The 25248-nt window shown below is 44.2% G+C and carries 19 protein-coding genes; 6 read left to right on the top strand and 13 right to left on the bottom strand.

Translation table 11 applies throughout. The annotated features are described in order from the left end of the window. Positions 1–259 precede the first annotated feature (259 nt). The 10 genes from ACMA1I_RS12760 to murI form a co-directional block, all read right to left on the bottom strand. The gene (locus ACMA1I_RS12760) at positions 260–1276 is read right to left on the bottom strand and encodes a glycosyltransferase family 2 protein (protein ID WP_337068739.1); all 1017 of its coding nucleotides are present in this window, start codon (positions 1274–1276) and stop codon (positions 260–262) included. Positions 1277–1285: 9 nt separating this feature from the next. Next, a complete protein-coding gene (locus ACMA1I_RS12755) occupies positions 1286–2251 on the bottom strand; it encodes a glycosyltransferase family A protein (RefSeq protein ID WP_337068738.1) in 966 nt (321 codons plus the stop codon). A gap of 11 nt (positions 2252–2262) precedes the next feature. Beyond that, entirely contained in the window at positions 2263–3216 is a 954-nt protein-coding gene (locus tag ACMA1I_RS12750; RefSeq protein WP_337068737.1) for a polysaccharide deacetylase family protein, read from the bottom strand. A 64-nt stretch (positions 3217–3280) separates the two neighbouring features. Continuing rightward, a complete protein-coding gene (locus ACMA1I_RS12745) occupies positions 3281–4939 on the bottom strand; it encodes a glycosyltransferase (RefSeq protein ID WP_337068736.1) in 1659 nt (552 codons plus the stop codon). 10 nt (positions 4940–4949) lie between these two features. Beyond that, complete coding sequence (locus ACMA1I_RS12740; RefSeq protein WP_337068735.1) at positions 4950–6248, bottom strand: glycosyltransferase family 2 protein; 1299 nt, start codon at positions 6246–6248, stop codon at positions 4950–4952. Positions 6249–6257: 9 nt separating this feature from the next. After that, positions 6258–7541 (bottom strand): ABC transporter ATP-binding protein, encoded by a 1284-nt coding sequence (locus ACMA1I_RS12735; RefSeq protein ID WP_337068734.1) that lies wholly within the window; start codon positions 7539–7541, stop codon positions 6258–6260. 11 nt (positions 7542–7552) lie between these two features. After that, on the bottom strand, positions 7553–8404 hold the full coding sequence (locus tag ACMA1I_RS12730; RefSeq protein ID WP_337068733.1) for an ABC transporter permease: 852 nt from the start codon (positions 8402–8404) through the stop codon (positions 7553–7555). A 659-nt stretch (positions 8405–9063) separates the two neighbouring features. Beyond that, entirely contained in the window at positions 9064–10251 is a 1188-nt protein-coding gene (locus ACMA1I_RS12725; RefSeq protein WP_337068732.1) for a glutathionylspermidine synthase family protein, read from the bottom strand. Between the two features lie 177 nt (positions 10252–10428). Next, entirely contained in the window at positions 10429–10983 is a 555-nt protein-coding gene (locus ACMA1I_RS12720; protein WP_337068731.1) for a hypothetical protein, read from the bottom strand. A gap of 270 nt (positions 10984–11253) precedes the next feature. After that, the gene (gene murI / locus ACMA1I_RS12715) at positions 11254–12057 is read right to left on the bottom strand and encodes a glutamate racemase (RefSeq protein WP_337068730.1); all 804 of its coding nucleotides are present in this window, start codon (positions 12055–12057) and stop codon (positions 11254–11256) included. A gap of 327 nt (positions 12058–12384) precedes the next feature. On the opposite strand from murI, the gene ACMA1I_RS12710 reads away from it, so the two are divergent. The 3 genes from ACMA1I_RS12710 (at position 12385) to ACMA1I_RS12700 (ending at position 15348) form a co-directional block, all read left to right on the top strand. Further along, the gene (locus ACMA1I_RS12710; protein WP_337068729.1) at positions 12385–12954 is read left to right on the top strand and encodes an RDD family protein; all 570 of its coding nucleotides are present in this window, start codon (positions 12385–12387) and stop codon (positions 12952–12954) included. Between the two features lie 24 nt (positions 12955–12978). Further along, positions 12979–13368, top strand: coding sequence for an SPW repeat protein (locus ACMA1I_RS12705; RefSeq protein ID WP_337068728.1), 390 nt, complete (start codon positions 12979–12981; stop codon positions 13366–13368). Positions 13369–13464: 96 nt separating this feature from the next. Further along, positions 13465–15348 (top strand): ABC-F family ATP-binding cassette domain-containing protein, encoded by a 1884-nt coding sequence (locus ACMA1I_RS12700; RefSeq protein ID WP_337068727.1) that lies wholly within the window; start codon positions 13465–13467, stop codon positions 15346–15348. A 90-nt stretch (positions 15349–15438) separates the two neighbouring features. Here the strand turns inward: ACMA1I_RS12700 and ACMA1I_RS12695 are convergent, their stop codons facing one another. Both ACMA1I_RS12695 and ACMA1I_RS12690 read right to left on the bottom strand, forming a co-directional pair. After that, positions 15439–16113: a hypothetical protein gene (locus ACMA1I_RS12695; RefSeq protein WP_337068726.1), complete on the bottom strand. Its 675-nt coding sequence runs from the start codon at positions 16111–16113 to the stop codon at positions 15439–15441. 653 nt (positions 16114–16766) lie between these two features. Further along, positions 16767–17753, bottom strand: coding sequence for an FUSC family protein (locus tag ACMA1I_RS12690; RefSeq protein ID WP_414703910.1), 987 nt, complete (start codon positions 17751–17753; stop codon positions 16767–16769). Between the two features lie 493 nt (positions 17754–18246). On the opposite strand from ACMA1I_RS12690, the gene ACMA1I_RS12685 reads away from it, so the two are divergent. After that, complete coding sequence (locus ACMA1I_RS12685) at positions 18247–18726, top strand: hypothetical protein (RefSeq protein ID WP_337068724.1); 480 nt, start codon at positions 18247–18249, stop codon at positions 18724–18726. A gap of 335 nt (positions 18727–19061) precedes the next feature. On the opposite strand, the gene ACMA1I_RS12680 is transcribed toward ACMA1I_RS12685, so the two are convergent. Beyond that, positions 19062–19814, bottom strand: a complete 753-nt coding sequence (locus tag ACMA1I_RS12680; protein ID WP_337068723.1) for a YebC/PmpR family DNA-binding transcriptional regulator — start codon at positions 19812–19814, stop codon at positions 19062–19064. Positions 19815–20608: 794 nt separating this feature from the next. On the opposite strand from ACMA1I_RS12680, the gene ACMA1I_RS12675 reads away from it, so the two are divergent. Together ACMA1I_RS12675 and ACMA1I_RS12670 are read left to right on the top strand one after the other, a co-directional pair. Next, on the top strand, positions 20609–22009 hold the full coding sequence (locus ACMA1I_RS12675; protein WP_337068828.1) for a DEAD/DEAH box helicase: 1401 nt from the start codon (positions 20609–20611) through the stop codon (positions 22007–22009). A gap of 741 nt (positions 22010–22750) precedes the next feature. Then, positions 22751–25204, top strand: coding sequence for a TonB-dependent receptor domain-containing protein (locus ACMA1I_RS12670; RefSeq protein WP_337068722.1), 2454 nt, complete (start codon positions 22751–22753; stop codon positions 25202–25204). Positions 25205–25248: the final 44 nt, after the last annotated feature.

Genomic DNA, 25248 nt, shown 5'->3' with positions numbered 1-25248 from the left:
AAATACCTCAGAAACCTTTAATCAGCATTTACAACCGACTTTCTTTTAAAGAGCATCTCAGAAATCTAAGTCCTTCTCTCCTTCCTTTTAAAGCTCTTATAAAAAAAGTGTTGTACCAGATTGAGTAGCCTGATTGTAATCAGAGTAAAAATTTTAACAGCTAAAGGATAAGCTTTTTCTCTTACTAGTGTTGCAGGAGCATAATACTTCTATTATAGATGTATATTCTAAAAGGCTTTAACCTTTAAAAAAATAAACTTTAGTTAACTTTTCCGAAAGCCAGTTTAAGTTTATTCTTAACAAAGTATAAAAGAAACCTTGTGTTAAAATCAAGCAAGAGTAAATAAGCATTCTGAGGTTTAGAAAACTGCTCCATAAAAAATTTAATAATGTACTTTCTCTTGTAAAAAGCAGCCAGTTTTAGTGCTGCCTTATTTCTATTCACATTTTCTTTCTCTAAAATTCCCTCCGTTATCCTATCTAACTTACGTAAACATTGCACTACACTATATACACTAGCCTCCTCCAGTAGAGGCTCGAAATTATGTTGCAAGCACTCTATATGGCTGTAAGAAAGGGCAAAATCGTTTCCTACATAGTATCTAAAATTCCGAAGCAGTTGCGTGTGCTGCGCTAGCTCATACTCTTGCTTTTTCAGTACTTGATGTAAACTCTGACTGGACATGCGGTAATGCAACAACACTTCCGGTAAATTATAAATTTTGTACTTTCTGGATAGCTGCCAGAATAACTCAAAATCTTCTGCATAGGGCTCAGTATACATTCCTACAGCCTCAACAGCAGATTTTCTGTACATCACGGTAGGATGGTATATCCAACAGACAAAGGTGAGATTGTAATAAAAAAACTCGCTCCTGAATCGATCTATCCTTATAAACTCTTTGCTCTCCGACATCACCTGCACTAAAGAGGATACCATTGCACAATCAGTATGAGCATCTAAATAGGCTACCTGCTTCTCTAATCGGTTTGGCAGGCTGATATCGTCGGCATCCATGCGGGCAATAATCGGAGCATTTGCCAGTCGTATGCCTCTATTTAATGTTTCAGAAATTCCCAGGTTCTGCTCATTCTGGATAAACCTGATCCTTGGGTCTGCATAAGACTTTACAATATGTGCCGTGTTATCTGTAGACCCATCATCAACAATTAAAAATTCAAAATCTGAATATGTTTGCTGTAGAATACTATCTATGGCCTCAGCCAAAAACATTTCTGCGTTGTAAACCGGCATTAGTACTGTAAGCGCAGGCATATGTTCTTGCTACTTTGCTAGGTGGAATTGTTTTTTTATCAGGTCTTTAATAGGGCCTGGAACAGCTTTTTTAGAAAGTTGCACTACCTGTCTAGGCAATGTGTGGGATAAGAAGTAAAGTGTGGGATGATGATATGGAAACAAAGCTTTTTTTAAAAGCAGGTCTAGCTTATCATCTAAAAAATTATTTTTTACAGTATAATCGTGCAGCCATTCCAAAAAATAATGTCTCACAGCGTGATATTGACCATTTTCTTTTACTTTCTTTACTGTAGATCCAGGCCGCTGGCGATACAAATTATTACAAGCTGAAGATACATATACGTGGCAGTTGAAGTACAACTTACATAACAGCGCCTGGTCCTCATACAGTTGGTACTGCTGAACAAAAGAATTCTCAAAGCCCCCAACACCTTGAAGTGCAGACTTTTTCACCATTAATGCACATGGAGCAGGTGCGGCGGCATCTTGCAATGGGTATATCTTATATATAAGCTGTGTTGGCTTATAAACCGTTTCAGCCTTTGCTCCAACTGGTATTAAAAAATCCCTTTTGGATGACTCGTTCCAACTATACCAATAAACCGAGGCTTCTGCCACCATATCTATTTCGGTGAAAGTTTCGAAGAGAGATACCTGGTGCGACAATTTATTGGGTAGCCACTTATCATCTGCATCAAGAAGTGCTATTAAAGTACCTTTAGCCTGGTGTACGCCCAAGTTTCGACTAACTGTCGCGCCTTTATTTGCGTGGCCTTCGTGCTCAATATAAAATATTCTATCAGGATTCTTAATGGCAAATTCTTTTGCAATTTGTGTACTCCTGTTCGTTGAGCCATCGTCGATCAGTAATAACTCCCAATTGGCATAGTTCTGCTGCAGTACACTCTCTATTGCCTCTCCAAGAAATTGCTCTTCATTCATGAAAGGAACAATCACAGATACCAGTGGTTGATAATTGGTTGAGTTATTCATAACCGGATTAATTATTGAATCCATTGCCTTAGCTTGTTCGAAAAAACTTCTCGATCCCAATTTGCTACTTGAAATCTACCCATCTGGTAGGCAGGAGTCTTGGTAATTATAGCCTGCTCCTCCGTAGTAAAAGCAGCATTAAAATTCAAATTTTCTGCTATTTCCACTGTTTCTTCATTATAATTGCCATACGGGTATGCGAGCAATTCTATACTTTTGCCTATTATCTGCTGCAGAGACTTTATATTATTCTGTATCTCCAGTTGCTGAATTTCTTTAGTATGGTGAGCCAGCGCAACATGTGTTACAGTATGTGCTCCTATAGTAAACAAACTGTTACCGCTTAACTCTTTGAGTTGTGCTGTCGTCATACTAAAATAATCAGAACGAGCTCCCCCTAAATTGTCCGTCCACTTTCGTATCTCATCCAAACACTGCTGTTGTTCCTGAACAGGCAATGGCCGAAGATTTTTCCATAGTTCATAAAACAGCAGGCTTCGTTTGGTTGGAGGAGTGTCTTGGCAAGCATTCCAATTCTGATGTTTTATGGCAACTTCATGTTCTAATATTGCCTCATCGCTTAAACAACTGCTAATTAATTGCCCATTTATGTTTATTTCCACACGAGCGGGCAAAAGAGGAGCGTATAATATTATTTCCTCCAGCTCATCCCACCAAAATTCTTTTGTTTCCCCAATATTGCCCGTAGAAACAAAAAAAGTGGCTGGCAACCCGTACTTCTCCAACAGTGGCTTTGCTACCAAGTAATTATCCTGGTAGCCATCATCGAACGTTATAGCTATACTGTTTCTCTTTAGCTTGCGGTTTTTCACTCCTTCTGCCAATGCTTGAAGTGGCACAACGTTCCCAAGTCTACTCAATACCTGCAGATGCGCTTCGAAATGAGTAGGACTTACGGCTATATCCCACACATCTGACTTCGGTTCCGCAATACGATGATACATCAGCACCAGCGCTTTTGCCTGAAAGTACTTCTTATATAGGTAGTGTAACTGAGCTTTCAAAAAACTATGCTTTAATAGCTTTAACAGTATTAATCACCTGAAACTGCGGATCATAAGCATCAAGTTCTTTAGTAGATAGCTCAGAGTGCCCCATGCCATATAAAAATGCAGAGGCAGCAAGCACATTGCCATAAGAACCTACCTCAACTTCTCCTCCAGGAAAAGATTCTGCCATTAGCATACGAAGCACCTTGTCTGTAAACGACCAATACCAAGTTCCTCCCCACTCATCATTAGCCACAGAGGTGATGTAAGGAACAGTTAACAACAAAGCCCCTCCTGGCTTCAGGATGCGGTGGCAAGTTGCCAAGGCGCCTTTGAAATCGTATATAAGGTGTAAAGTCTGTGTCAGCACAATACAATCGAAAGTATTATCTGGAATTTGAGGTGCTGCACTTAAATCGCCAATAAGTGTAGCACGCTTATTACTATCATTCACGTGTAGAATATCGCTTTTTATAACCTGCTTGCCTCCATACTGCATGGTGTATTCATTGTCGCCAATTTCTAATACTCTGCCTTTGATAACTGCTGCTTCTTTCTGCAGGAAGTTTTCTATATAATAACGATCTACAGGCCCCCCTCTGTCGTAACCAAATTTGTTGCTAAAAGGTGTAGTCCCAGCAAAGTCGCCAAATCTAACTTTGCCAACAGGTGGCACATATTTTTTATGCAAAAAAATTTTATGTATCCACCTTAACCCAAAGGCGGGAGTACTTTTCTTCAACATTGATTTGATCATGGCGGGCTTCCTTAAAAAATATCTAAATAAAAGAGTTGGCTTGTGTTTTAAAAAAGTAAAAAGAGTTCGGTAAGGAAAGGCTGAATTATTGGCCACTTCTCTTTTGTACAGTTGCTGACAGTAATAATTCTTCCAGATGCTTTTCCCTTTTAAGTAAGCTTTCCGTTCACTATCCGTTGTTACCAGCTCCCTCTGACGATCCAGCACAAAAAGCACGCCCTTCAACATAGCAGGAATCTGGCCTGACATATTGGAATTGTGAAGCCTATAGGCCGCAATCCTTTTTGTATGGTGCTGCACAGGGTACTTTCGGGCTACCTTAAGATATATATCATAATCTTCGCAGTTCTTCAGAGAAGTGTCGTATAAAAACTCATCAAACACCCAACGCCGATACATAACTGTGGCATGCATGCCTATGTAGTTTCCTTGTAATAAATTCAGGTAGTGATCTGAACTTATCTCGTTTATTTCCTCCACCACAAGCCCCTCTTCCTCATACACTTTGTCGTGTGCCCCAGATACAAAGGCTAGCTGTTGATTTTCCTGCAAATAGGCAACATTGGTAGCAATCGCGCCTGGCAGGAGCCAATCATCGGCATCTAGAAAAACAAGCAACTCACCCTTTGCATTCTTAATACCTGTGTTCCTTGCGGCAGAAAGCCCTTGGTTCTTCTGGTAGATATATACCACACCCATGGCACTTTGGGCAACTTCTGCCGTATTATCTTCAGAACCATCATCGACGACAATAATTTCAAAAGTAGGATAATCTTGTTCCCAAACGCTTTTAAATGCCTCCAGAAGAAAGTTGCCGTGGTTATAAGAAGGAATTATAACCGAGACTAAAGGAGTTACAAGCACCTGCACCGTATCCCAATTGAGTTTTTCCTTTATTCTGGCTTGGTATGAAAGGACCATATCGACAGCGTTAAATCATTTTTTTTTCTTTAAGTGCAGTGTATGAATGCTGCTTAACTGCAACAGTCTTTTTGTTTCGGTAATAAAACAAATGTCCTGATAACGTACCTTTTATCTCTGCCCATAGGGTTCGGTTTCGTCCGCGATAGTTTGGGAAACCTGCGATAATTAACCGCCAATAATGTTTCGGCATAGAACGGAATAAGCGTTTTTTATAATTCGCCAGCCCAAGTTGCTTTTGCTGAATTAAGGCAGCTGCTGTAAAGCCTCGCATGTAAAAGAAAATCTGACTTTTCAGTTCTTTAAGCCCTTTCCTATGCTCATGGCATACAATAGCACGAGGATTATAGTGGATTTTAAAACCATGCCTAAGTATCCTAAACCACATCTCAGAGTCACCGTTGCAACCTGCTGCACCTGCATCCAGCAATTCATCAAAATAGCCTACCTCCTCGAAAACCGATTTCCTGAAAGCCATATTAGCCCCGGCCCCGATTTCCCATACCGGCGGCCCATGATAAAGATGTTTGTGGAAGTAGGTGGAATCGTAATACTTGTCTATGTACCCTCTGTTAAAACTCCAATACTTCTCAAAAATAAACTGCGACTCTGTTGATAACTCCGAGGCGATAACCAAGCCAGTCAAGGCCATAGTCTCAGTATCTTTAAATGTCTTCCAAACGTGCAGCACCCACAGAGGGTGTACCACCACGTCATCATCTACAAAAGCTACGATTGTGTTACGTGCCTGCTTTACACCCGTATTTCTGGCAAAATCCAATCCAGCCCGAGGCTCTTTAATATAGGTAGCCTCCCCAAACTGCCTCACTGCCTCTTCTGTTGTACTGTCAGTTGGCGCATTATCCACCACTATAATCTCTTCAGGCTGGTAAACCAAACCTCTCAATAACTGTAAACACTTAGTCAAATATTTAGACCTGTTTCTAGTGCATATTATAACAGATACAGGTAATTTAGACGGAATCTCCTCCTCTATATTTGCATTAAAAAGTGAGTCCAAGTAAACAGTAAAATTTTGACAATCTTTAGCTTGCACCATATTTTGCAAATCTATGGCAGGTTTGTCGCCCCCGTAAAATGCAAGGGTAGGGAAAATGGCTTTTACCATTTCACTAACCAACCGTTCTTCCCCAATTCCTTCTCCAGGGTTAAAAAAAACTTCGCCTAACGCAACACTTTTCCACCAGAACATGACATAGTTCCCCTGATCTGAATTATGGAGCAAGGGCAAGACAACTATCTCATTCAAGTATATATGGGAAATCTGATATGGGCAATATTTTTTCATGTGGAAGGCTTAGGTTAAGACAAACGCTGATTCATTTTGCTTTAGCGCAAATGGCAGCTTCGGTCTAACAGCGCCCCACCATTTGCCATACCACTTAATGTCTCCTCTAAAATCTTCTAATTCAAAAGACAGACACTCCTCGAACGCATATAGCTCTGTAGTAGTATCTTTTACCACATACAGGCTAATGTAATATGCCCCATCGTTCAGGAAATTACCAGGAATCTCACATTCTCCTTCTACTAATCCTTTCTGGCATAGAACTGCAGGAGAAGGAACATCAAAAATGCAATCTCCTCCATAAGAGAAAAGCAATATATTGGCGCTGATACTCAGATCATCCTGCATGTTCCAGAACTGGAATTTAACCTTCATAGGCACGCGGATGTCTAACGGCGCATTTGGGAACTCTAGCTGAGGTACCAGCTCCAATTTCTTAAACCGGATTATATCATTTCCTGGCGCAGTTTGCGGACTCTCCCACTCCTGCTTCAATTTGTTTTGTTGAACCTGAGTAATGTATTTATTAACCACATTGTGCACAGGACCTATTGCCTGCATCCTTCCCTTGTTGAGCCATAAAGCGGTATCACATAGGTTATTGACTGCTTGCATAGAGTGGCTCACAAACAGCACTGTTCTTCCTTCGCTTTGCGACACTTCCCGCATCTTGCCCAGGCACTTTTTCTGGAAATCAGCATCGCCCACAGCCAGCACTTCATCCACGATCAGAATATCCGGCTCTAGGTGGGCTGCCACTGCAAAGGCAAGGCGAACGTACATACCAGATGAGTATCTTTTAACAGGCGTATCTATAAACTGCTCTATGCCGGAGAATGCCACAATTTCATCAAACTTACTTCTTATTTCCTGGCGGGTCATACCTAGGATATAGCCGCTTATAAAAATGTTCTCGCGTCCGGTTAATTCCTGGTGGAAACCTGTCCCTACCTCCAGCAGACTGCTTACTTTGCCATTGCCTCGCACAGTACCATGTGTAGGGCGCACAATGCGCGAAATAATTTTTAGCAGAGTAGATTTGCCAGAGCCGTTGCTACCGATAATGCCAAGTGCTTCGCCACGTTTTACTTCAAAATTCACATCGCGCAATGCCCACAGGTATTGGCTGCTTTCTGTTTTATCGTTTCCGTCTAGAGAAAAGAATGGGTCTTGCTTTTTCAGGACTGAAGAATTCCACCAGCGTTGGATGTCCTGCCGGAGAGAGCCAGTTCCAATTGTGCCTAGCTTATATAGTTTGGATAGCTCCTCGACTGTGATTATAGTATCTGCCATTGCTGTAAACCTTAAACAATATCTATTAATTTATCGCCTTGTTTGTTGAACAGCAGCGAGGAAAGCAAAAGGGCTATAACTGTAAAGCAAACACTATAGAGCAGGCCATTTACAGTTACGGTGCCTTCGCCCAGGAGCGAGAACCGGAAAAGCTCAAACAATGGCGTAAGGGGATTTAATTCAACCATCCAGCGCACCTTTTCCGGCACCGACCCGATCGGGTAAATAACAGGAGTAACAAACATAAAAAGTCGCACCCCCAGGCTCACCAGATTTATCAGGTCGCGGTATTTTGCCGTTAGCACCGAAAAGAACAAACCCAGAGATAAACCAATTGTACCTATAAACAGAATAATAACAGGAATAACCAGCAACCAAACGGAAAACACAATGGAGGCATCCAAGAGCAAAGCATAATACCCCATGAGCAGCACCAACAGCACCAACTGCATTAAAAATCGGAAAAAGTGTGTACTTATAACCGAAATGGGCATAATAATGCGCGGAAAGTATACCTTACTAAAGATGTGCGCATTCTCTTTGAAGGTAAAAGCAGTGCCGGTAAAGCTGTCATTAAAGAAATTCCAGAGAACAATGCCTGAAAAATAAAATAACACAGGTGGTATGGATCCAGTGGCAATACCGACCATCTTACCGAATACTAACACATAAGTTACCAGTGTCATAATGGGCTGAATCAAGATCCAAATTGGGCCAAGCACCGTTTGCTGGTAATTTAAAAGGAAATCGCGACGAACCAGGCTCCTTATCAGGTGGCGGTACCCCCACAATTCCTTTAAATCCCAACTCCAATAGCTGGTCTTTCCACTGATTTCCCATTTGTTATCTGGCACTGCTGACATAAACTTTTGTTGTAATGATTTTAAGCTCAAAGGTTGTGACCTGGTCTTACTTTCAAAGTTTCCCAACTTGACTCAGTTCTGGAACTAACTTTCAAGTTGTTGTTTCCTGCGATAAAGTAAATACGACGTAAAATTAAGCTATATTTTATATAAAAATACTACTACGTTATAAAAAAACAAAAACATTTTCTACAAAAAGCAACATGTAATTATATTACCTTTCCTAAAATAGGAGAACAAAACCGTGCCTAATTACAATTTACCATTCTGAATCTTGAATTTTATACAGAAAAAGCCGCACCGCTACTACTAAAGAAGCCTTTAGTAAACCTTATCTCCTAATTCACAATCATTTAGGCCTTGTTACTAATGCTGGCATCATAAAAAAACCGATAAAAAAATTGGTAAAGAAAGAGAGATGAAGACATCTGAGAAGAACATAATTCCCATTATGGACCATCTATTCCCAAAATAACACCACCAATAAAGAAGCAGAAAGAAAGGAAAAATCAGAGAAAATTAGTTTCGGGTCTGGATAAGATGTTACCCAGACCCAATGCACAGCAAAAGATCAGCTTATTGCAAGGAAACAATATTACCTCATTCTAAAAACGGATATGACGTTTACAAGCGAAAAGGCAACACAGCAGCTTGTAAGATTAGTTGCCAACCAGGTGGGGCACAAATTGAGAGAGGTTAGTAATAATCCCTTTCTCGCGCCTATATCCAATAGCACAGCCTTCACCGGCCCAGAACACACCTGCCTGGTATTGGTAGCCGTTGGCATCTTGTGGCAAGTCGCACCAGCGCTGATACACCTGCTGTTGGTGATCATACTCACCCCCCATTCGCGTAATTCGAACCTTGTCTACTACCTCAATGCTTTGTCCTTCACGGCCAAAGTATGGCTTTCGGATGTATTTCCCCTGGAGTGGCTCCAGATCGGCCTCAAGTAGCAGCGGGTGGTACGGATAAGCTTTCCAGAGCCAGGCTAACATGCCTTTACTTTGAAACAACAAGGTGTAAGCCGGGTTTGCTATCACCACAGTTCTTGTGCGCGACAATTGCGTCAGGCTTTCCAATAACTCCGGCTCTTCCCAGGCTAGCTGCTCCCAGGGTAAAAGCTTAAACAAAAACGGGAACTGCTGCCACTGCTCTGCTCCGATCTGCGCCCAGACACCTTTGTCTACCCCTTCTGTGGAAATAGAGACATCGCCTATCGGACATAAATGCGCATCGAAACCGGCCTCCGAGGCCGCCTGGGCCAGCACAGCGCAATTGGTTTCGTCTTCGGCACTGCCGCCGAGGTAAGTCAGGAGCAGCGCAGGCGGCAAATCGTCGTTGAGCATGCGCCACGACTTAAACTGCTCTACCAGCGCCTCATATAAACCCGAATACTGCCTGGCTTCGTTTTTTCCTGCCGCCGCTAGGCTGGCCCATTGCACTACAGCAGTTTCAGGAATTGAGGTAGCTGTATCGGCATTAAACTCCAGCAGCTTTGGCCCCTCCGGCGTTTGTACCAGATCGAAGCGACCATACAAATGCCATTGCCGGTCGTCGTTCCACGATTGCCGCACCAGCCGCCATAGGTTCTCAGGAATACCCAGCACTTTCAGAAAGGCATCTGGCAAGTTTTCCGGCACTGCCTCCACCATCATGTTATACAAACTGTTAGCAGCCTCCAGCAGGTCATCCGCTTCTGATTCGGCTACCACAACTGCTTCACCGGGCACGTAATTGGCGCATCCGTCTTCTACACACCAATCCCAACCTAGGCCGCGTACAGCCTTGTCTACATCGCCTTGGTGAGACTCTAATTGAATGCTCCTCTTATTGCTACTGTGCATCTATTGTTTAAGCTTATTCCACAACATTAATCAAGTTACTCGCGCTGACTTCAGCCGGCAGGCTGCAAAAAAGAAAGCCTTAGGCTCCAGCACCTTAAAATGGCTCCGGAAGGCGACTTTCATTAGCATAATTTAAGCAGCCAGCCCATTTGCCTACTCTAGCAGTAGATACGGGCATCAGGAACCTGCGCCTGTACTTCTGTTCCGGAAGTAACCACTCCTGCCGGAAGTAGGTGCGGTAGCACGCTGGCGATAGCTTTGAACATTCTGACGCCAGGCCTCTGTGCGGTTCATAACACCAGGATTAGCATAGTAAGTAGACCTTGGAGCCATCATACGACCGGCCATCATTCCCATTCCGCTCCACCAAAGCACGCTGCCCAGACCGAAGCCTCCAGATTGATAAGTGCCTTGGTTATTAGCTACCTCTTTCATTCGGTTTTGCAGCGCAAGCCCCTGCAAAGTATCCACACGCCCATCCTGGTATTTGAGAATTGCCATGCTTTTGTCGGGGCTGGTGGTACGCTCATCGGTTATTTTCCATTTGTCCGGCGCCTCCTCTGTCAGCTCTGTTATAATTCCATCCGGCACGGCTACCTCTTCTCCACTATTCCACTCGTTGCTGCTACTGCTGGTGTTGGTATCGCAGGAGCTTAGCCCCAAGCAAGCGGCGGCAGCCACAATAAAGGCATTGCGTTTAAAGTCGCCAATAGTTAAATATCTTTTCTTCATCTTTTTCCTGTTATGTAGGTATGCGCCAATTGTTCTACGCAAAAGCAAACCAGATTGGTGTTTCCTTACCCAGCCTCCTAAATTAAAACGAAGACTCAAAGCAAATTATTCTAATCAAAATGCCCTTCCGGAGCTATTTTTCAGTTTTAGCAGCCTGTCCTAACTTTATAGCAGGCAGCGCATCGGGTTGCGGCAAACTCCTACTAGATATTTGCAAGCCGCAGCTTAAACGGCATCAACAACCGTGCTACTATTGCGTTTACCCGCCTACTACTCCCAGAGCGGAAAATGCTCCAGGTGCACCTGTCTCTTAAAGAAAATGCGGGTAGATTCTTCAAAGGAATACGTATAATCGGATACATAAAACTTATGGTCGCCAGCCAATTGCTCTGCCGCCAGGCCTTGCTGCGCCAAATAAGATCTTACATGTTCCGCCACGATCTGGCTGGCATCCAATACATCTACCTTGCCCTCAAAATAGCGTGCTATTTGGTTCTTGATGAGCGGATAGTGGGTACAAGCCAGAATCAGCGCTTCAACGCCGTGTAAACCCTCGTCCGAGAGATAAGCGTTGATCACACTCTCTGAAATGGAGTCATTGAAAAAACCTTCTTCTATCATGGCTGCTAACAAAGGAGTCGCTACCGACTTCAGCACAATATCGGAGCCGAGCTCTTCTACTTTACGCTCATACACACCGGAGTTTACGGTTTGCTTGGTACCTATCAATCCGATTGTTCTGCCAGGGTAGTTCTGGCCGATGTAGGCAATGGTCGGGTCTATCACATTTAATACCTTAGCCTTGCTGCCAACATACTCCTTCACCAGCTCGTAAGCCGCTGCAGAAGCAGAGTTACAGGCAATCAGAATCACTTTGCAGCGCTGCCTGATGAGAAGATCGCAGATCTTAACAGCATATGCTTGTATGGCTGCCGTAGATTTATCGCCGTATGGCAGGTGGGCAGTATCGCCAAAATAAATAATCTGCTCCTCAGGCAGCACTTTTGTAATAGCCTGTGCCACGGTCAGGCCGCCGATTCCACTATCAAATATCCCGACAGGTTGCTCTTTCATGTTCTTAAATCAGAAAGGCGAAGTTAGTTAAATTAGTATTAAAGCCCTGTTCACACCAACATTTTATACTTTGGCTAAAAAAAGATTTTTTTGGAATTTAATTTAAAATAAAAACGGTTTACATAGAAGTTTACAAATTTTCACTGTATGTTGCAACAAGTTAAAAACCGCTTTCACGCCCCTTCCTTTTCAGAATTTATTTAAGCCTACCATACTAGCCTGCTGCTCTTGGACCTGCACCTGAGTGGCGGCGGGAGACTCCTGATAATTGAAAAGCTCTTTTACTACGACCTCATATATAATCAACCCAATTCCTACTTTAAGATTATGTTGCAAGCCCGGCTCGCTTCTACTACCATTATTCAGAAGTCTTCCTTGTACGGAGACCAAAGTGCCCGCTTTGTCGCCTTTCTAATAGACTCTACCCTACTCGTATTTTTTTACTCCCTTATCTATTACTCTGCGGCCAAAGCCCCAGAGCTTATGCTTAGCTGGAACAAGAGTGTTTTTCAAAGTGGTTTTTCTTTAGAGACAATGCTCGTAGAACTTAAGATACTATTCTTTAATCCTTACTTTTTGGTGGCTCACTGGCTTTACTACACCCTCTTAGAAGCCTCTCCACGGCAGGCTTCTATAGGAAAGTTTGTGTTAGGTCTGCAGGTAACCGATCTGCGGGGAAAACGCATCAACCTCTTAAAATCCAATTATAGATATATAGCTAAAATCTTGTCTTCTATTCCTCTTCTAGCAGGTTTTTTTTATATTATTAATGATAGACGCAAGCAAACCTTTTATGATTATATAACCAGAACAGTAGTGGTGTCTGACCCAAAAAATAGAAAAAATACAAATGCACTTTCGAACCGATTAAATATTTTTGCGTATAACGAAGCTTGAGAATCAAATTGAAAGGAGGAAAATATGAGATTTATTCCAACCCGATTTCACGGGATTTTAGATTATTTAGTAGGTATTTTGCTAATTGCCTCACCTTGGTTATTTAATTTTGCGGCAGGTGGCGCAGAAACCTGGGTACCGGTAATTGTTGGTATAATAGTGCTGATGCAAACTGTCTTAACTGACTTTGAAGTAGGCATCATCCGAAAAATACCAATGCAGACACACCTTATGATGGACTTTGGCATTGGTGTAATTCTGGCCGTATCGCCTTGGTTATTCGGTTTTGCTGACCATGTGTATACTCCGCATTTAGTTTTTGGTATATTCTCTATTTTGGCATCACTTACCACGCACCGTGTACCAAGTGGCGCATACCGCTCTAACCATGTGCACGATGACCCATTGAGGTAATAGACAGTATCTACAAAAAATAAAAAGAGGCCGGTTTTAAACCGGCCTCTTTTTATTTTACCGCTTTCTAAAAATAGAAATGAGTAAATTTGTAACATGAATTACTTATCTGCAGAAAACCTCTCTAAAAGCTTCGGCGACCGCTGGTTGTTCAGAAACCAAAACTTTGGCATAAACCAGGGCCAGCGCATTGCCCTGGTAGGTGTAAATGGCTCAGGCAAAACCACTTTACTCAATATTCTGGCAGGCAAGCTCCCACCCGATGAGGGCAGTGTGAGCACCCGGAAAGGCATAACTGTGAGTTACTTAGGCCAAAACCCTGAGTTTAACGAGGAGCTTACGGTGCAACAGTCTATTTTCTCTGGCCAGAGCGATGTGCTCGATGTTATAAGAGCCTACGAGGCTGCTATAGCCAACCCTGACACCAGTGCCGAGGTCATGCAGAAAGTTATGGAACGCATGGATGAGCTGCAAGCTTGGGATTTTGAACTTCGGGTAAAACAGATTCTGTCGAAGCTTGGCATCAACAACCTCGACCAATATATTAAGTCTTTGTCTGGGGGCCAGCGCAAACGCGTGGCCATGGCCCGGGTACTTATAGAAGAACCTGATCTGCTCATACTCGACGAACCTACCAACCACTTGGACCTCGACACCATTGAATGGCTCGAGAACCTACTCTCTACCCAAAACTCTACGCTGCTCATGGTAACCCACGACCGCTACTTTTTAGATAAAGTAGCCAACGAAGTGGCTGAGCTGGACAATGGCAGCCTCTACAGCTACAAAGGCAACTATAGCTATTTTGTGGAGAAAAAGGCAGAGCGCGAAGAGGCCTCTGTTGCTGAAACCGAAAAAGCCCGGAACCTGATGCGCAAAGAACTGGACTGGATCAGGCGGCAACCAAAGGCACGTGGAACAAAAGCGAAGTATCGCGTAGATGCCTTTGAGGAACTAAAGGAGAAAGCTGCAAAAAAAGTAGCTGGTCCGCAACTGGAGCTTTCAGTAAAAACAACCCGCCAGGGAGGCAAAATCATAGAAGTAGATCATATTTCGAAGCACTATGGCGAAAAAGTAATTGTAAACGATTTCTCCTATGTATTTAAGAAGAAAGATCGCATAGGTATAGTAGGGCCTAACGGAGCCGGCAAATCTACGTTCCTGAACATGCTCACTGGCAAACTGGCTCCCGATAGCGGTACCATAGATGCGGGCCAAACCACTGTTTTTGGCTATTATACCCAAAATGAGCTCACATTTAAGGAAGATCAGCGGGTAATTGATATAGTAAAAGACATTGCAGAAGTAGTAGAAATGGCCAATGGCGAGGTAATAACTGCCAGCCAGTTTCTGCAACACTTCCAGTTTGCACCAGCACAGCAGTACACTTTTGTAAGCAAATTGAGCGGAGGCGAGAAACGAAGGTTACAACTGCTGCGCGTGCTCATCCAGAACCCGAACTTCCTGATACTCGATGAACCAACAAACGACCTCGATATCATTACACTCAACATCCTCGAAGATTTCCTGCTGAACTTCGGAGGTTGTATGCTCATTGTATCGCACGATCGTTACTTTATGGACCGATTGGTGGAGCACCTGTTCGTGTTTGAGGGCGAAGGCCAGATACGCAACTTCCCAGGCAACTACACCGACTACCGCGAATGGCTGAAAGAGCAGGAAAACCAGGAGCCGGCACCTAAAGTTGCTCCTGTCGTAGCCCCTGTGGAGGTAAACAAAACACAGCCTGCCGCTCCCGAAAAGCGCAAAGCCACTTATAATGAGAAAAAAGAATACGAAAAGCTTGAAAAGGAAATTGCACAGTTGGAAACCCGCAAAATAGAACTGATAGCTACCATGAATGCCGGCACTACTACCGACCATACGCAGCTAACAGCTTGGGCCACTGACCTGGAGAGCATTAACGAGCAGTTGGAAGAAAAGGAATTCAGATGGCTGGAACTGTCTGAGCTGATGTAGTAATAATAAGACTTCGTCTATATAAATAAACGGCAGGAATACCCAGTCGAGCTCATTGCTCTGGGTATTCCTGCCGTTTATTTATATAGATTAGTGTGTAAGCTCGTGGTTCATGATAAACCCTAATTTGCTCGTGCGAGACAGGTGCAGGTTCTCGAGTTTATGCTTGTAAGTAATTTTCTCGATATCGCTAACAGGCTGGCCCATCAGGTCGTTATTGATGGAGGCAATAATGGCGCTTTCCACAATTACACGAAGAACTTTATCAGTAATTTTGTTCTTGGAAATCTGATCATAAGAGAGGTCCATTTGCTTCACCCCCTCAATCATGAAATGGTTCTCGATGTTCACGAGCATTCTCCCTATCAGGTAACCTGGGTCGTCGAGCCTGTTGAATTTTATGGTATCGGCCATAAAATTATACGCCATAATGTGCCCGAAGAACCTGCGTCTGAAGTCTTTTTCTACGTACTTGTTCCGCATAATTTCATAATCATCCGGAAAGGTTATGATGTTGGAGTGCATGACAAACACCAGCAGATCGCCGGAAAACTTGATATGAAACTCGTGCGCACTTATTTCTCTGTACTCAATTACAACATCTGCATTTTGCCTGGTTATCCTGTCTGTCAGTTCCTCTACTACATCCACAGAAATTAACTTCATTCGCTCAAAAGCTTCTTTTGTATTGCGGTAAATAGCCTGTTTCGTAATAGACTTTTGTTCTAAGCCAGCAATAATATTATTCAATCTGTCTACTTCCATAGTTTTGCGTACTAACGGTATTTAAGATAGTGTTTTTACCGATATCGCATTAAAATAGTTATTTTAAACCTTGCGCTGCAGCAGCTCCTACTTCTGTACACAGCTACAAATAAACAGGAACTTTACGCACTCGCACCAACTTCCCTACATCTAATTATTTAAATAAAAATGGCCTTCCGGAGGCAAAAACATCCTGAATTGCACTAGGTCTGAACCATTGCTTTATTAGTCACTACCAGCATTTTAAAGAAAGACTAAATCTATTAACCACATCTTCAGTTACTGGAGGAGCCCAATTGCTCCAGTAGCTCTTCATTCAGTTCCAGAATAAGCCTCTAATTTAATTCTATCTAATTGTCCACTCATAAAAAAATCAGGCAAATCAGGTACAAATGAGGGGCAAAATCACCATAATTAATTGTTCCCAACTCATACAAAATGGTTGCAGAAATAATTTCTGCCTCATATATTTATATGTTGAGTTAGCCACAGGTCCGCTCTTTCACCTTGCGTCACTTCGTTAAAACTTATAGTAAACCTACAGATATTTGCAGCTAGATCTCATTGAACCAACTAAGCAACAGGGAACGCTGGCCATCTATCTTTGTCTTAAAAATTGCCAACCCTTCCCTCAGGAGCAGCCCCCTCAACTGTCAGACAGCATCCTGGTGTGGTTGCCTGCTGCGGAACCATTCGCTGCCCCAGTACACCATTAGGGCAACAGCCGAACCAAGAAGCGTGTCAAGAACCCTTTCGCGCACCGGAATAAAGCTGTCACCTGCCTGGGACACTGTGGCTATGGTGAGCGCCAACGGCGTGATGAAGACAAGGGCCAGCCCGTAATTTTTAGTAACAACCACTTCTACGGCAAACTGGAGCAGCATAATAACCGCCACCAGCCAAACTCCCCTCGGCTCAGAAAGGGCAAGGAGACCAAAGGCGAAGACACCAAGAAATGTACCCAGCACACGCTGAAAAGTGCGTGTAGTGGTTTGCTGCCTGTTCAGGCCAACCTGCAGCACCGCGATGGCAGGGATCACTACCCAATAGGAGTGCGCTACTCCTAGAGCCAATCCCGCCAGGCTGGCGATGGCGGTTCCCACCGTGACTCTAAGTATAATGAGGACCGCCCCCTTGTTGAACCGGAGAGGGGGCGGTGGTGCAGCGAGCTTCTCCCGATCCCGCACTGAGGGCAGTGCCAGAGGGGCTATGACTATAAGGTAAGCCGCAATAGCACCTACCAGGACTAAGGCTGGTATAAAGAAAGGGCCAAAATGCGTTTCATTGAGAAAACCGCTGCTGGCTATTCGGGTACTGACCGCTGACACGATCACGAACATTAAGGGCCCCGGTGGCCCCAGCCCCATCCCGATGGTGAAGGTACAGGCAAGTGCGGCCACTGCTATGAGACAGAAAATGCTTAGCCATACACTGGACGAACATAGCACACCCAGAGCTGAGGCGAGTGCCAGTCCCACCGCTATCAGCGGCAGGATACGGACTCTGTCCCTTCGCCGCATCGAGGCACAGTAGAGTGCGGTAAACCCTCCAAGAGAGGCTATTAGCCCCAGGGGCTGATGCCCGAGCAAAGTAAAGAGACTTAAGGGCAAGCCCATGGCCAGAGCCGTCTGAATGCCCACCTTCCACCTCCACGGCCCTTGGTTAATCGTAATCAGGTCCCTGAATGCCTGACTTAAGGTCTGTTTTCTCATTATAAAGGTAGAAAGGTCCCGATAGGATGTTTAGCTATTTACATACGAGACTGAGAGATAGCTGAATGTGCTGTTTTAGCTGGTAAAACAGGTATTATAATGGATCTTTTGCTAGAGTTACAACAGCTAAGGCTTATACCGGTATCCTCCACGTAGTTGTGGAACCGCTTGAACATCCTATTTCTTCCGCTTCAGAAATTAAACATTGCAATTCTAACCTGACTTGCCAGGCCTTGCTTTAACAACACTTCACTTCTTTACAGCTGTTTATGCTTTAATCCCGCCCCTACCCGTATACAGGTAAGAAAATGAACATGCCTTCTACTACGCACCATAAAGAGTAAAATCATTCTTGCCCTGTCCGGATTTCTGGCTGTGCCTGCCGCGTAATAGTTTAGCTTAGAAGCAAAAAATAGAACCTATGCGTAAAAAGATAATCCCACAACAGAACCAAACCGCCTCCCCCCTGCAGCAGGGCTGGATGAACCTGGAGCAACTGGCACAGGTAGAAGTCTCCTCCGAGGAGGAAGCACACCCTATAGAGGCAGCCCTCACAGAGACAGCCGAGGACGAAGAAGGGTGGGTAGCGGCGCAGCCGGGCACGCAGACCATACGGATCGTGTTTGACGCACCGCAACGGATCAACCGCATCCGGCTTCTCTTCCGCGTACGGGGGCAGGAGCGTACTCAGGAGTTCCTGCTGCGCTGGCAACCCACTGGCGATGAGTCTTACCGCCAGATTGTCCGGCAGCAGTATAACTTCAGCCCGGAGCACAGCACAGAGGAGTTAGAAGACTACGCGGTGGAACTAGATAGCGTAGAGTCGCTGGAAATTACTATCATACCAGACATTAACGGCAGAAGCGCCTATGCTTCCCTTACACAGCTTCGCTTAAGTTAAAGGCAACAACTGAATAGGAGGATTGACTAAACAGGCAAGATTACCTAAGAAGCAACATGTCTGATCTGCTCTTGAACGCTTGGCAGCCAGCTATAGCGTTGCTTCTAGTTGCTTAATATGTTAATCTTCCATTATCCGCAAATCGGGATATCACGGGTTTCTCATTTTGCAAGAAAAATCAACCGCAAACTGCGCAGCATCAAGCGGGAAGAGCAGCTATTCCGGCTTGCATTTAGTCAGCAAATAACCTACCTGTGGAAGCCATCAGAAACTCCAGTGAGGTAAGTGCCTTTAGCTGGTATCCTAAAATTAAGATCAATAAAGATGTCTCTATTTTAACTACTCATTAAATTTGCAAGCTCCTCATTCAGCTCCAGATTGTGGTAAACCTTTTGCACATCGTCATCGTCTTCAAGGGCATCAATAAATTTCATTATTTTACGGAGCACTTCCGGTTCGTGTACCTCCACTGTCGTGTTGGGAAGACGCTGTAGTTCGGCTGATTCAACGTTTAAGTTTAGTTCCTCCACTTTCTTCTGAAGCGCGCCAAAATCTTCCATGGCGCAGTAAATGGTAATATACTCTTCATCAAACTCCACTTCCTCGGCACCGGCATCAATCAACTCCAGCGTCAGCTCATCCTCCTCTACCAGCTCTTCTCCTTTCCTGATCACAAACACACCTTTTCTATCAAAAATAAACTCCAGGGAACCGTTTGTACCCAGGCTGCCATTGTTTTTATTGAAGATGGTGCGCACGTTCTGCACAGTTCGGTTAATATTGTCGGTCATGCACTCTACAAACACAGCCACGCCATTGGTCGCATAGCCTTCGTAGGTTACTTCGTGGTAATTACCTTCGCCTCCTTCGCCTTTTCTAATAGCCCGTTCGATGTTGTCTTTAGGCATGTTGGCAGCTTTGCTGGTTTGTATGGCTAAGCGGAGCCGGGGATTTCCATCGGGGTCTGGGCCACCCTCTTTTACGGCTACGGTTATTTCCTTAATCAGCCTGGTGAATACTTTAGAGCGCTTGGCATCTGTGGCTCCTTTTTGGCGTTTTATTTTTGACCATTTACTGTGTCCTGACATAAAAACAAATCTTTATTTCAGATGTAGATATGTAACGAAAGAGCCCAAAATAAATATTTTTTCGGCAACTACATAAAAAAGGGCAGCCGTGCGTACTGCACCACTGCCCTTTCCAGTTATATCTAAAAGTAGGTTTTATAGAACAAACATGAAGATCGCGTTGATAATATTCACGCCGATCAACAGAGATAAATTTGGTGATTCCTGTATAATTCGTTTCATGGCTGAGTTAAGGTAAAATTATTTCTGCAACATCGATAAATGCCACATGTTGTAAACATTACGCCCCTATACAAAAGTTGTTACAACAGAATTGAACAATTCAAATAAACATAAAACAAACTATATATATTAAATAACTAATACACACTAATAATCAACACATTACATCATGCCATCCATTAAAAAAACTTAAATCCTAATTGCATTTACTTAAAATACAGTTGCTGATCTGAAATTAAAGCTCTCAACTGCAACTATATAGAGCACATTTTCCTTATTACCTATAGCAGAAAGCCCAATACCTGATTCCGAACAGGTAACGGGCAAGTATTTACCGGGTCCCACACCAGACAAACGGAAGTTTTTGACCCCACACCTTCCTGCAGTACCTTATTCGGAGCGGTCTCTTTGGTCCTTTTTCACTGCCACGAAAACAGTAAAGTAATTTTCGTATATTTACATACCAGTAACTTGCTGCAGATGCAGCACGCAATTAGATCATTAAAATTATTTATATTTTGGACTTTCGTTCTTTTAACTTACACGACGACGTACTCACAGGCATAGAATCTATGGGGTATAACAACCCTACCCCTGTGCAGCAGCAGGCTATACCGCTCATAATAGAGGGTAAAGATATGATTGCCTGCGCCCAGACAGGTACCGGCAAAACGGCAGCTTACCTGCTGCCTCTTATTGATAGAATTTCGCACGCTAATTACCCTTATACCAGCACACTTATTCTAGTGCCTACCCGCGAGTTGGCCAAGCAGATAGATGAGCAGGTAGAAGGCCTTGGCTACTTTGCCCCTGTTAGCTCCATTGCGATTTATGGCGGCAACAAAGGCGACGAATGGGACCAGCAGAAAAGAGCCCTGACCAGCGGTGCCGATATTATTATTGCAACGCCTGGCCGCCTGATGTCGCATATGGCCATGGGTTATGTGCGCCTCGACCAGTTGGAATACCTGGTGCTCGACGAAGCCGACAAAATGATGGACATGGGTTTTATGGATGATATCCTGAAAATTGTGCGCCAGTTGCCAGTTAAGCGGCAGACGCTGCTCTTCTCGGCCACCATGCCACGCAAAATCCGGGATCTATCGAAGCAGATTCTGCAGAACCCTGCTGAAATAAATTTGGCTATTTCTAAGCCAGCTGAAGGCATAGACCAACGCCTCTACCTGACCTACGACACCCAGAAATTGCCTTTGCTGGAGCACCTGCTCAACGACCTCGAAGTGCACAGCATGATTGTGTTTACCTCACGCAAATCAAATGTAAACCAGATTGTGCGCTCTATTGAAAAAATGGGCTTTGAGGCGGCTGGGATACAGTCTGACTTGGAGCAGGACGAGCGCGAGAAAGTGCTGCAACGCTTTAAAAACAGGCAGCTCCGTATTATTGTAGCTACCGATATTTTGTCGAGAGGAATTGATATTGACAGCCTGAGCCATGTGATCAACTTTGACATGCCGCAGGATGCCGAAGATTATGTGCACCGCGTGGGCCGTACAGCACGTGCTGCCTCTACGGGCATGGCTATTACTTTCGTGAACGAAAACGACATGTACCGTGTGCGCAAAGTAGAGCAACTGATTGAGCGCGAGCTACCAAAGCTGCCCTTACCAGAGGTTCTCGGCGAAGGACCCGCTTTTGACCCCACCCGCCGCTTCGATAGCAAGCATGGCAGCAAAAATGGCAGAGGGGGTCATGGGGCTGGCAATCGCAATAGTAGCCGCTCCGGTAAACCAGCCAGATCAGGCGGACGGCCACCGCACAAGGCAGGCGATCCGAAACCGGCAGCCAAAACAGCTTCAAATTCCCCCAACGAGCGTCCACCACGTGCAGAAGGGCAGGCAGCAGGAGACAACTCTAATCGCAACCGAAACCGGAACAAAAACCGCAACAGAAAGCCATCATCTGAAGCAAAGCCACAAGGCAATCAGCAAATTCCACAGAATAACAGTTAACATAGCAAGAGCCGCTCTACCCGAGCGGCTCTTGTTGTTTATAGTAAACCTTACCCTACTAATGACTATTTTGCCTCCGGAAGGCTATTTTGATTAGAAGAATTGGTTATTTATCATTTGCACTTAATTATTGGAAGGTGAGACGATTAAGGATCAATGGCATCACCTGCTCACTGCGGCTTTGAAGCCAGGACCATAAATCAATTTAACACGATTTGTAGACGAGCGACAAGGGGAATGTGCTGTAAGCCATCATTTTCCGGTAAGCTTTGCTTCTGCTCCTATATAGCACCTAAACCACCTTCTACAGTTCTTTCTCCTATAAGGAGGCAGCCATATCTCCTACTGCCTCAGAGAAATGTGCAATGACAGACACTAACATATATTAGCCACAACTTATTGGTTTTTAATTCATTACTACCTCACACTCGCTTTTCTCTTGCTTCTATAAAATTAAAATTTGGTAAGCAGCAGAAGGCAAAAACTATTCATAATAACAATAATATTTTTACAAAATTTTATATAAGTTTAAACAAATAATCGCAATAATTATATATTTTCAGGAGTTGATAATAATAATTACGAATTCCTGCTCTTTACCCACTCGCCATGCCGCACCCTCTTCTAATGGCGACAGCTTAGGCCACAGCACCCATAGTTACCCCAGTGTTCGGGCAACTCATTGATACGCGTAGCTTACCAGAGTACTAGAATACCTAATTCTGTTTAATTATTTCAGCTATGAAACTCCTGTTACTCTTGGCAGCTCTCTGCGTCTGCTGTTTTACCAAAGTTAAGGCACAGGCACCTGCCGCCAACGGTACTGTAAAAGGTATTTTAATAGACTCGGCTACCTCCGTTACACAGCCTTATGTAACGGTGCTCTTACGAGAACAGGGAAAGGAACAGCCTTTAAAAAGTACCTTCTCAGGCGATAACGGCGCATTTGAGTTCAAGGGCCTGCCGTACGGGAAGTATGAAATTCTGCTGACTTCCGTAGGTTTCAAAAACAAACTGATTCCCCTGACTGAGCTAACGGAGGCGAACCAGACAATCAATCTGGGGAAACTTAGCATGGCTTCTTCTTCCAACCAGTTAAAAGAAGTGCAGGTAACAGCCGAAAAGCTGCTAATTGTGCAGGATATCGACAAGCTAACGTACAATGTGGATGCCGATCCGGAAAATCAGGTCATGACAGCCCTTGACATGCTTCGGAAAGTACCTTTACTCACAGTAGATGCCGAAGACAATATTCAGCTGAATGGCAGCAGCAGCTTTAGGGTGCTGGTAGATGGCAAGAACTCCTCGCTGTTTGTGCGAAACCCCAAAGACGTTTTTAAAAGCATGCCTGCTAACTCTATAAAGAGCATCGAAGTTATAACCAACCCGCCAGCCAAATACGAGGCAGAAGGTGTAGGAGGCATTATCAACATTATTACCCACAAGAAGGGAATTAATGGCTACAATGGCTCTCTGAACGGCAGCATAGGCAGTCCTGAGAGTGCTAATGCCGGTGGTTATTTAACGGCTAAGCACAACAAATTTGGAGTATCGGCCTACTACGGCAGCAGCCTGTATAAAAACCCGACCAACAGGAGCTATATGTTCCGCAGAGAAGCTTCACAGGCTGAATTAGAGCAGATTGGCACATCAGAAAACGAGGGTGGTTTTCAGTACCTAAGTACCGAATTAAGCTATGAGCCAGATACGCTAAACCTAATTTCGGCCAACTTCAGCGCGAACATGAGCAAAGGCCAAGGCTACACTTTTCTGAACGTGGACCGTCGTATCAGTCAGGGGCTACTGGAGCAGGCCTATACTCGCAACAACTCAAACGACTACAACTGGGGTGGCAGCGATTTTGGTTTGGATTACCAACACACGTTTAAACGCAGCAAAGAGCAGCTGCTGACCCTGTCGTATAAAATGAACACAAGCCGCGACGGAAATTTGGCTGATATAGACAATCAGGCCCTCTTGAACTACACCAGCCTGTTCAGCACCACCGAAAACGACGGAAAATCGAGAGAACAGACCATGCAGGCTGATTATGTGCACCCTATTAAAAAGCAAACACTGGAGTTTGGCCTTAAAACCATTTTACGCGACAACAGCAGCGACTATTATTACCGTTTCCGCCAGGAAAACGGATCGTTTCAGGAGGTGCCGGAGCTAAGCAACAGCTTTGATTATACGCAGAACATTTATGCAGCCTACACCTCTGTTAGCCTACGTAAAAACGAATGGGGCCTGAAAATAGGGGCGCGCCTGGAAGAGACAAGAGTGGCTGCCAATTTTGAGACCTCTGGTACTTTTGCTGAGCAGGATTATCTGAACCTGATTCCGAATATTACTCTTTCGCGTAAGTTGAAAGGTATGTCGAGCGTAAAAGTGTCGTACACACAACGCATTCAGCGGCCAAGTCTTTGGTTTATTAACCCTTATATAAACGTAATAGATTCTACCAACATTAGCTTTGGCAACCCTTACCTAGAGCCTGCTACCAATAATGTATTTACGCTGGCTTATAACACCTTCGTAAAAGGCTCCTCTATTAATGCCAGCCTTACCCATAATTTCACCAATAGCTCAATACAGCAATTTACAACGCTAGGCGACGACAGAATTGCCCGCACCACCTTCGGCAATATCGGCCAGAACAGCACCACAGGCCTTAACCTGAGCGGCAACTCCACCTTTTTCAAAAAATTGAATGTTAACCTCAACGGCTCTCTTAATTATGTGCAACTGGAAAGCAACCTGGCAGGTAACCTGGTTAAAAACCGCGGACTAACGGCTAACATGCACAGCAATGCGAGCTATAAGTTCGAGAAAGAGTGGCGGTTGAGTGGTAACATTGGCTTAAACTCGCCAAGGGTTATGCTACAAGGTATATCTGGTGGTTACGCCTATCATAGCCTTTCACTGAGCAAGCAATTCCTGAAAGATAACAAAGCGACCATCAGTGGCTCCATTTCCAGCCCATTCCAGAAAAACAGGCGCTGGTTTACTGAAATTGACGACCCATCTTTTTACCAGATGTCGGAAAGCTATTATCTAATGCGCCGTGTTAACCTTTCGTTTAATTACCGTTTCGGAAAGCTGAAAGGCGATATTGCCCGCAAAAAGAGGGGCATCACCAACGATGACCAATCCGGAGGTGGAGGCGGCGAACCAAAATCGGGTGGCAATTAATGTGGAACAGGAGCTGGCACAATATCTTTAGATGTTTATTTTTG

Origin of the sequence: Pontibacter sp. 13R65 (assembly GCF_047525655.1) — a bacterium.
Lineage (GTDB): Bacteria > Bacteroidota > Bacteroidia > Cytophagales > Hymenobacteraceae > Pontibacter.
This window is presented reverse-complemented; position numbering and strand designations above follow the sequence as displayed.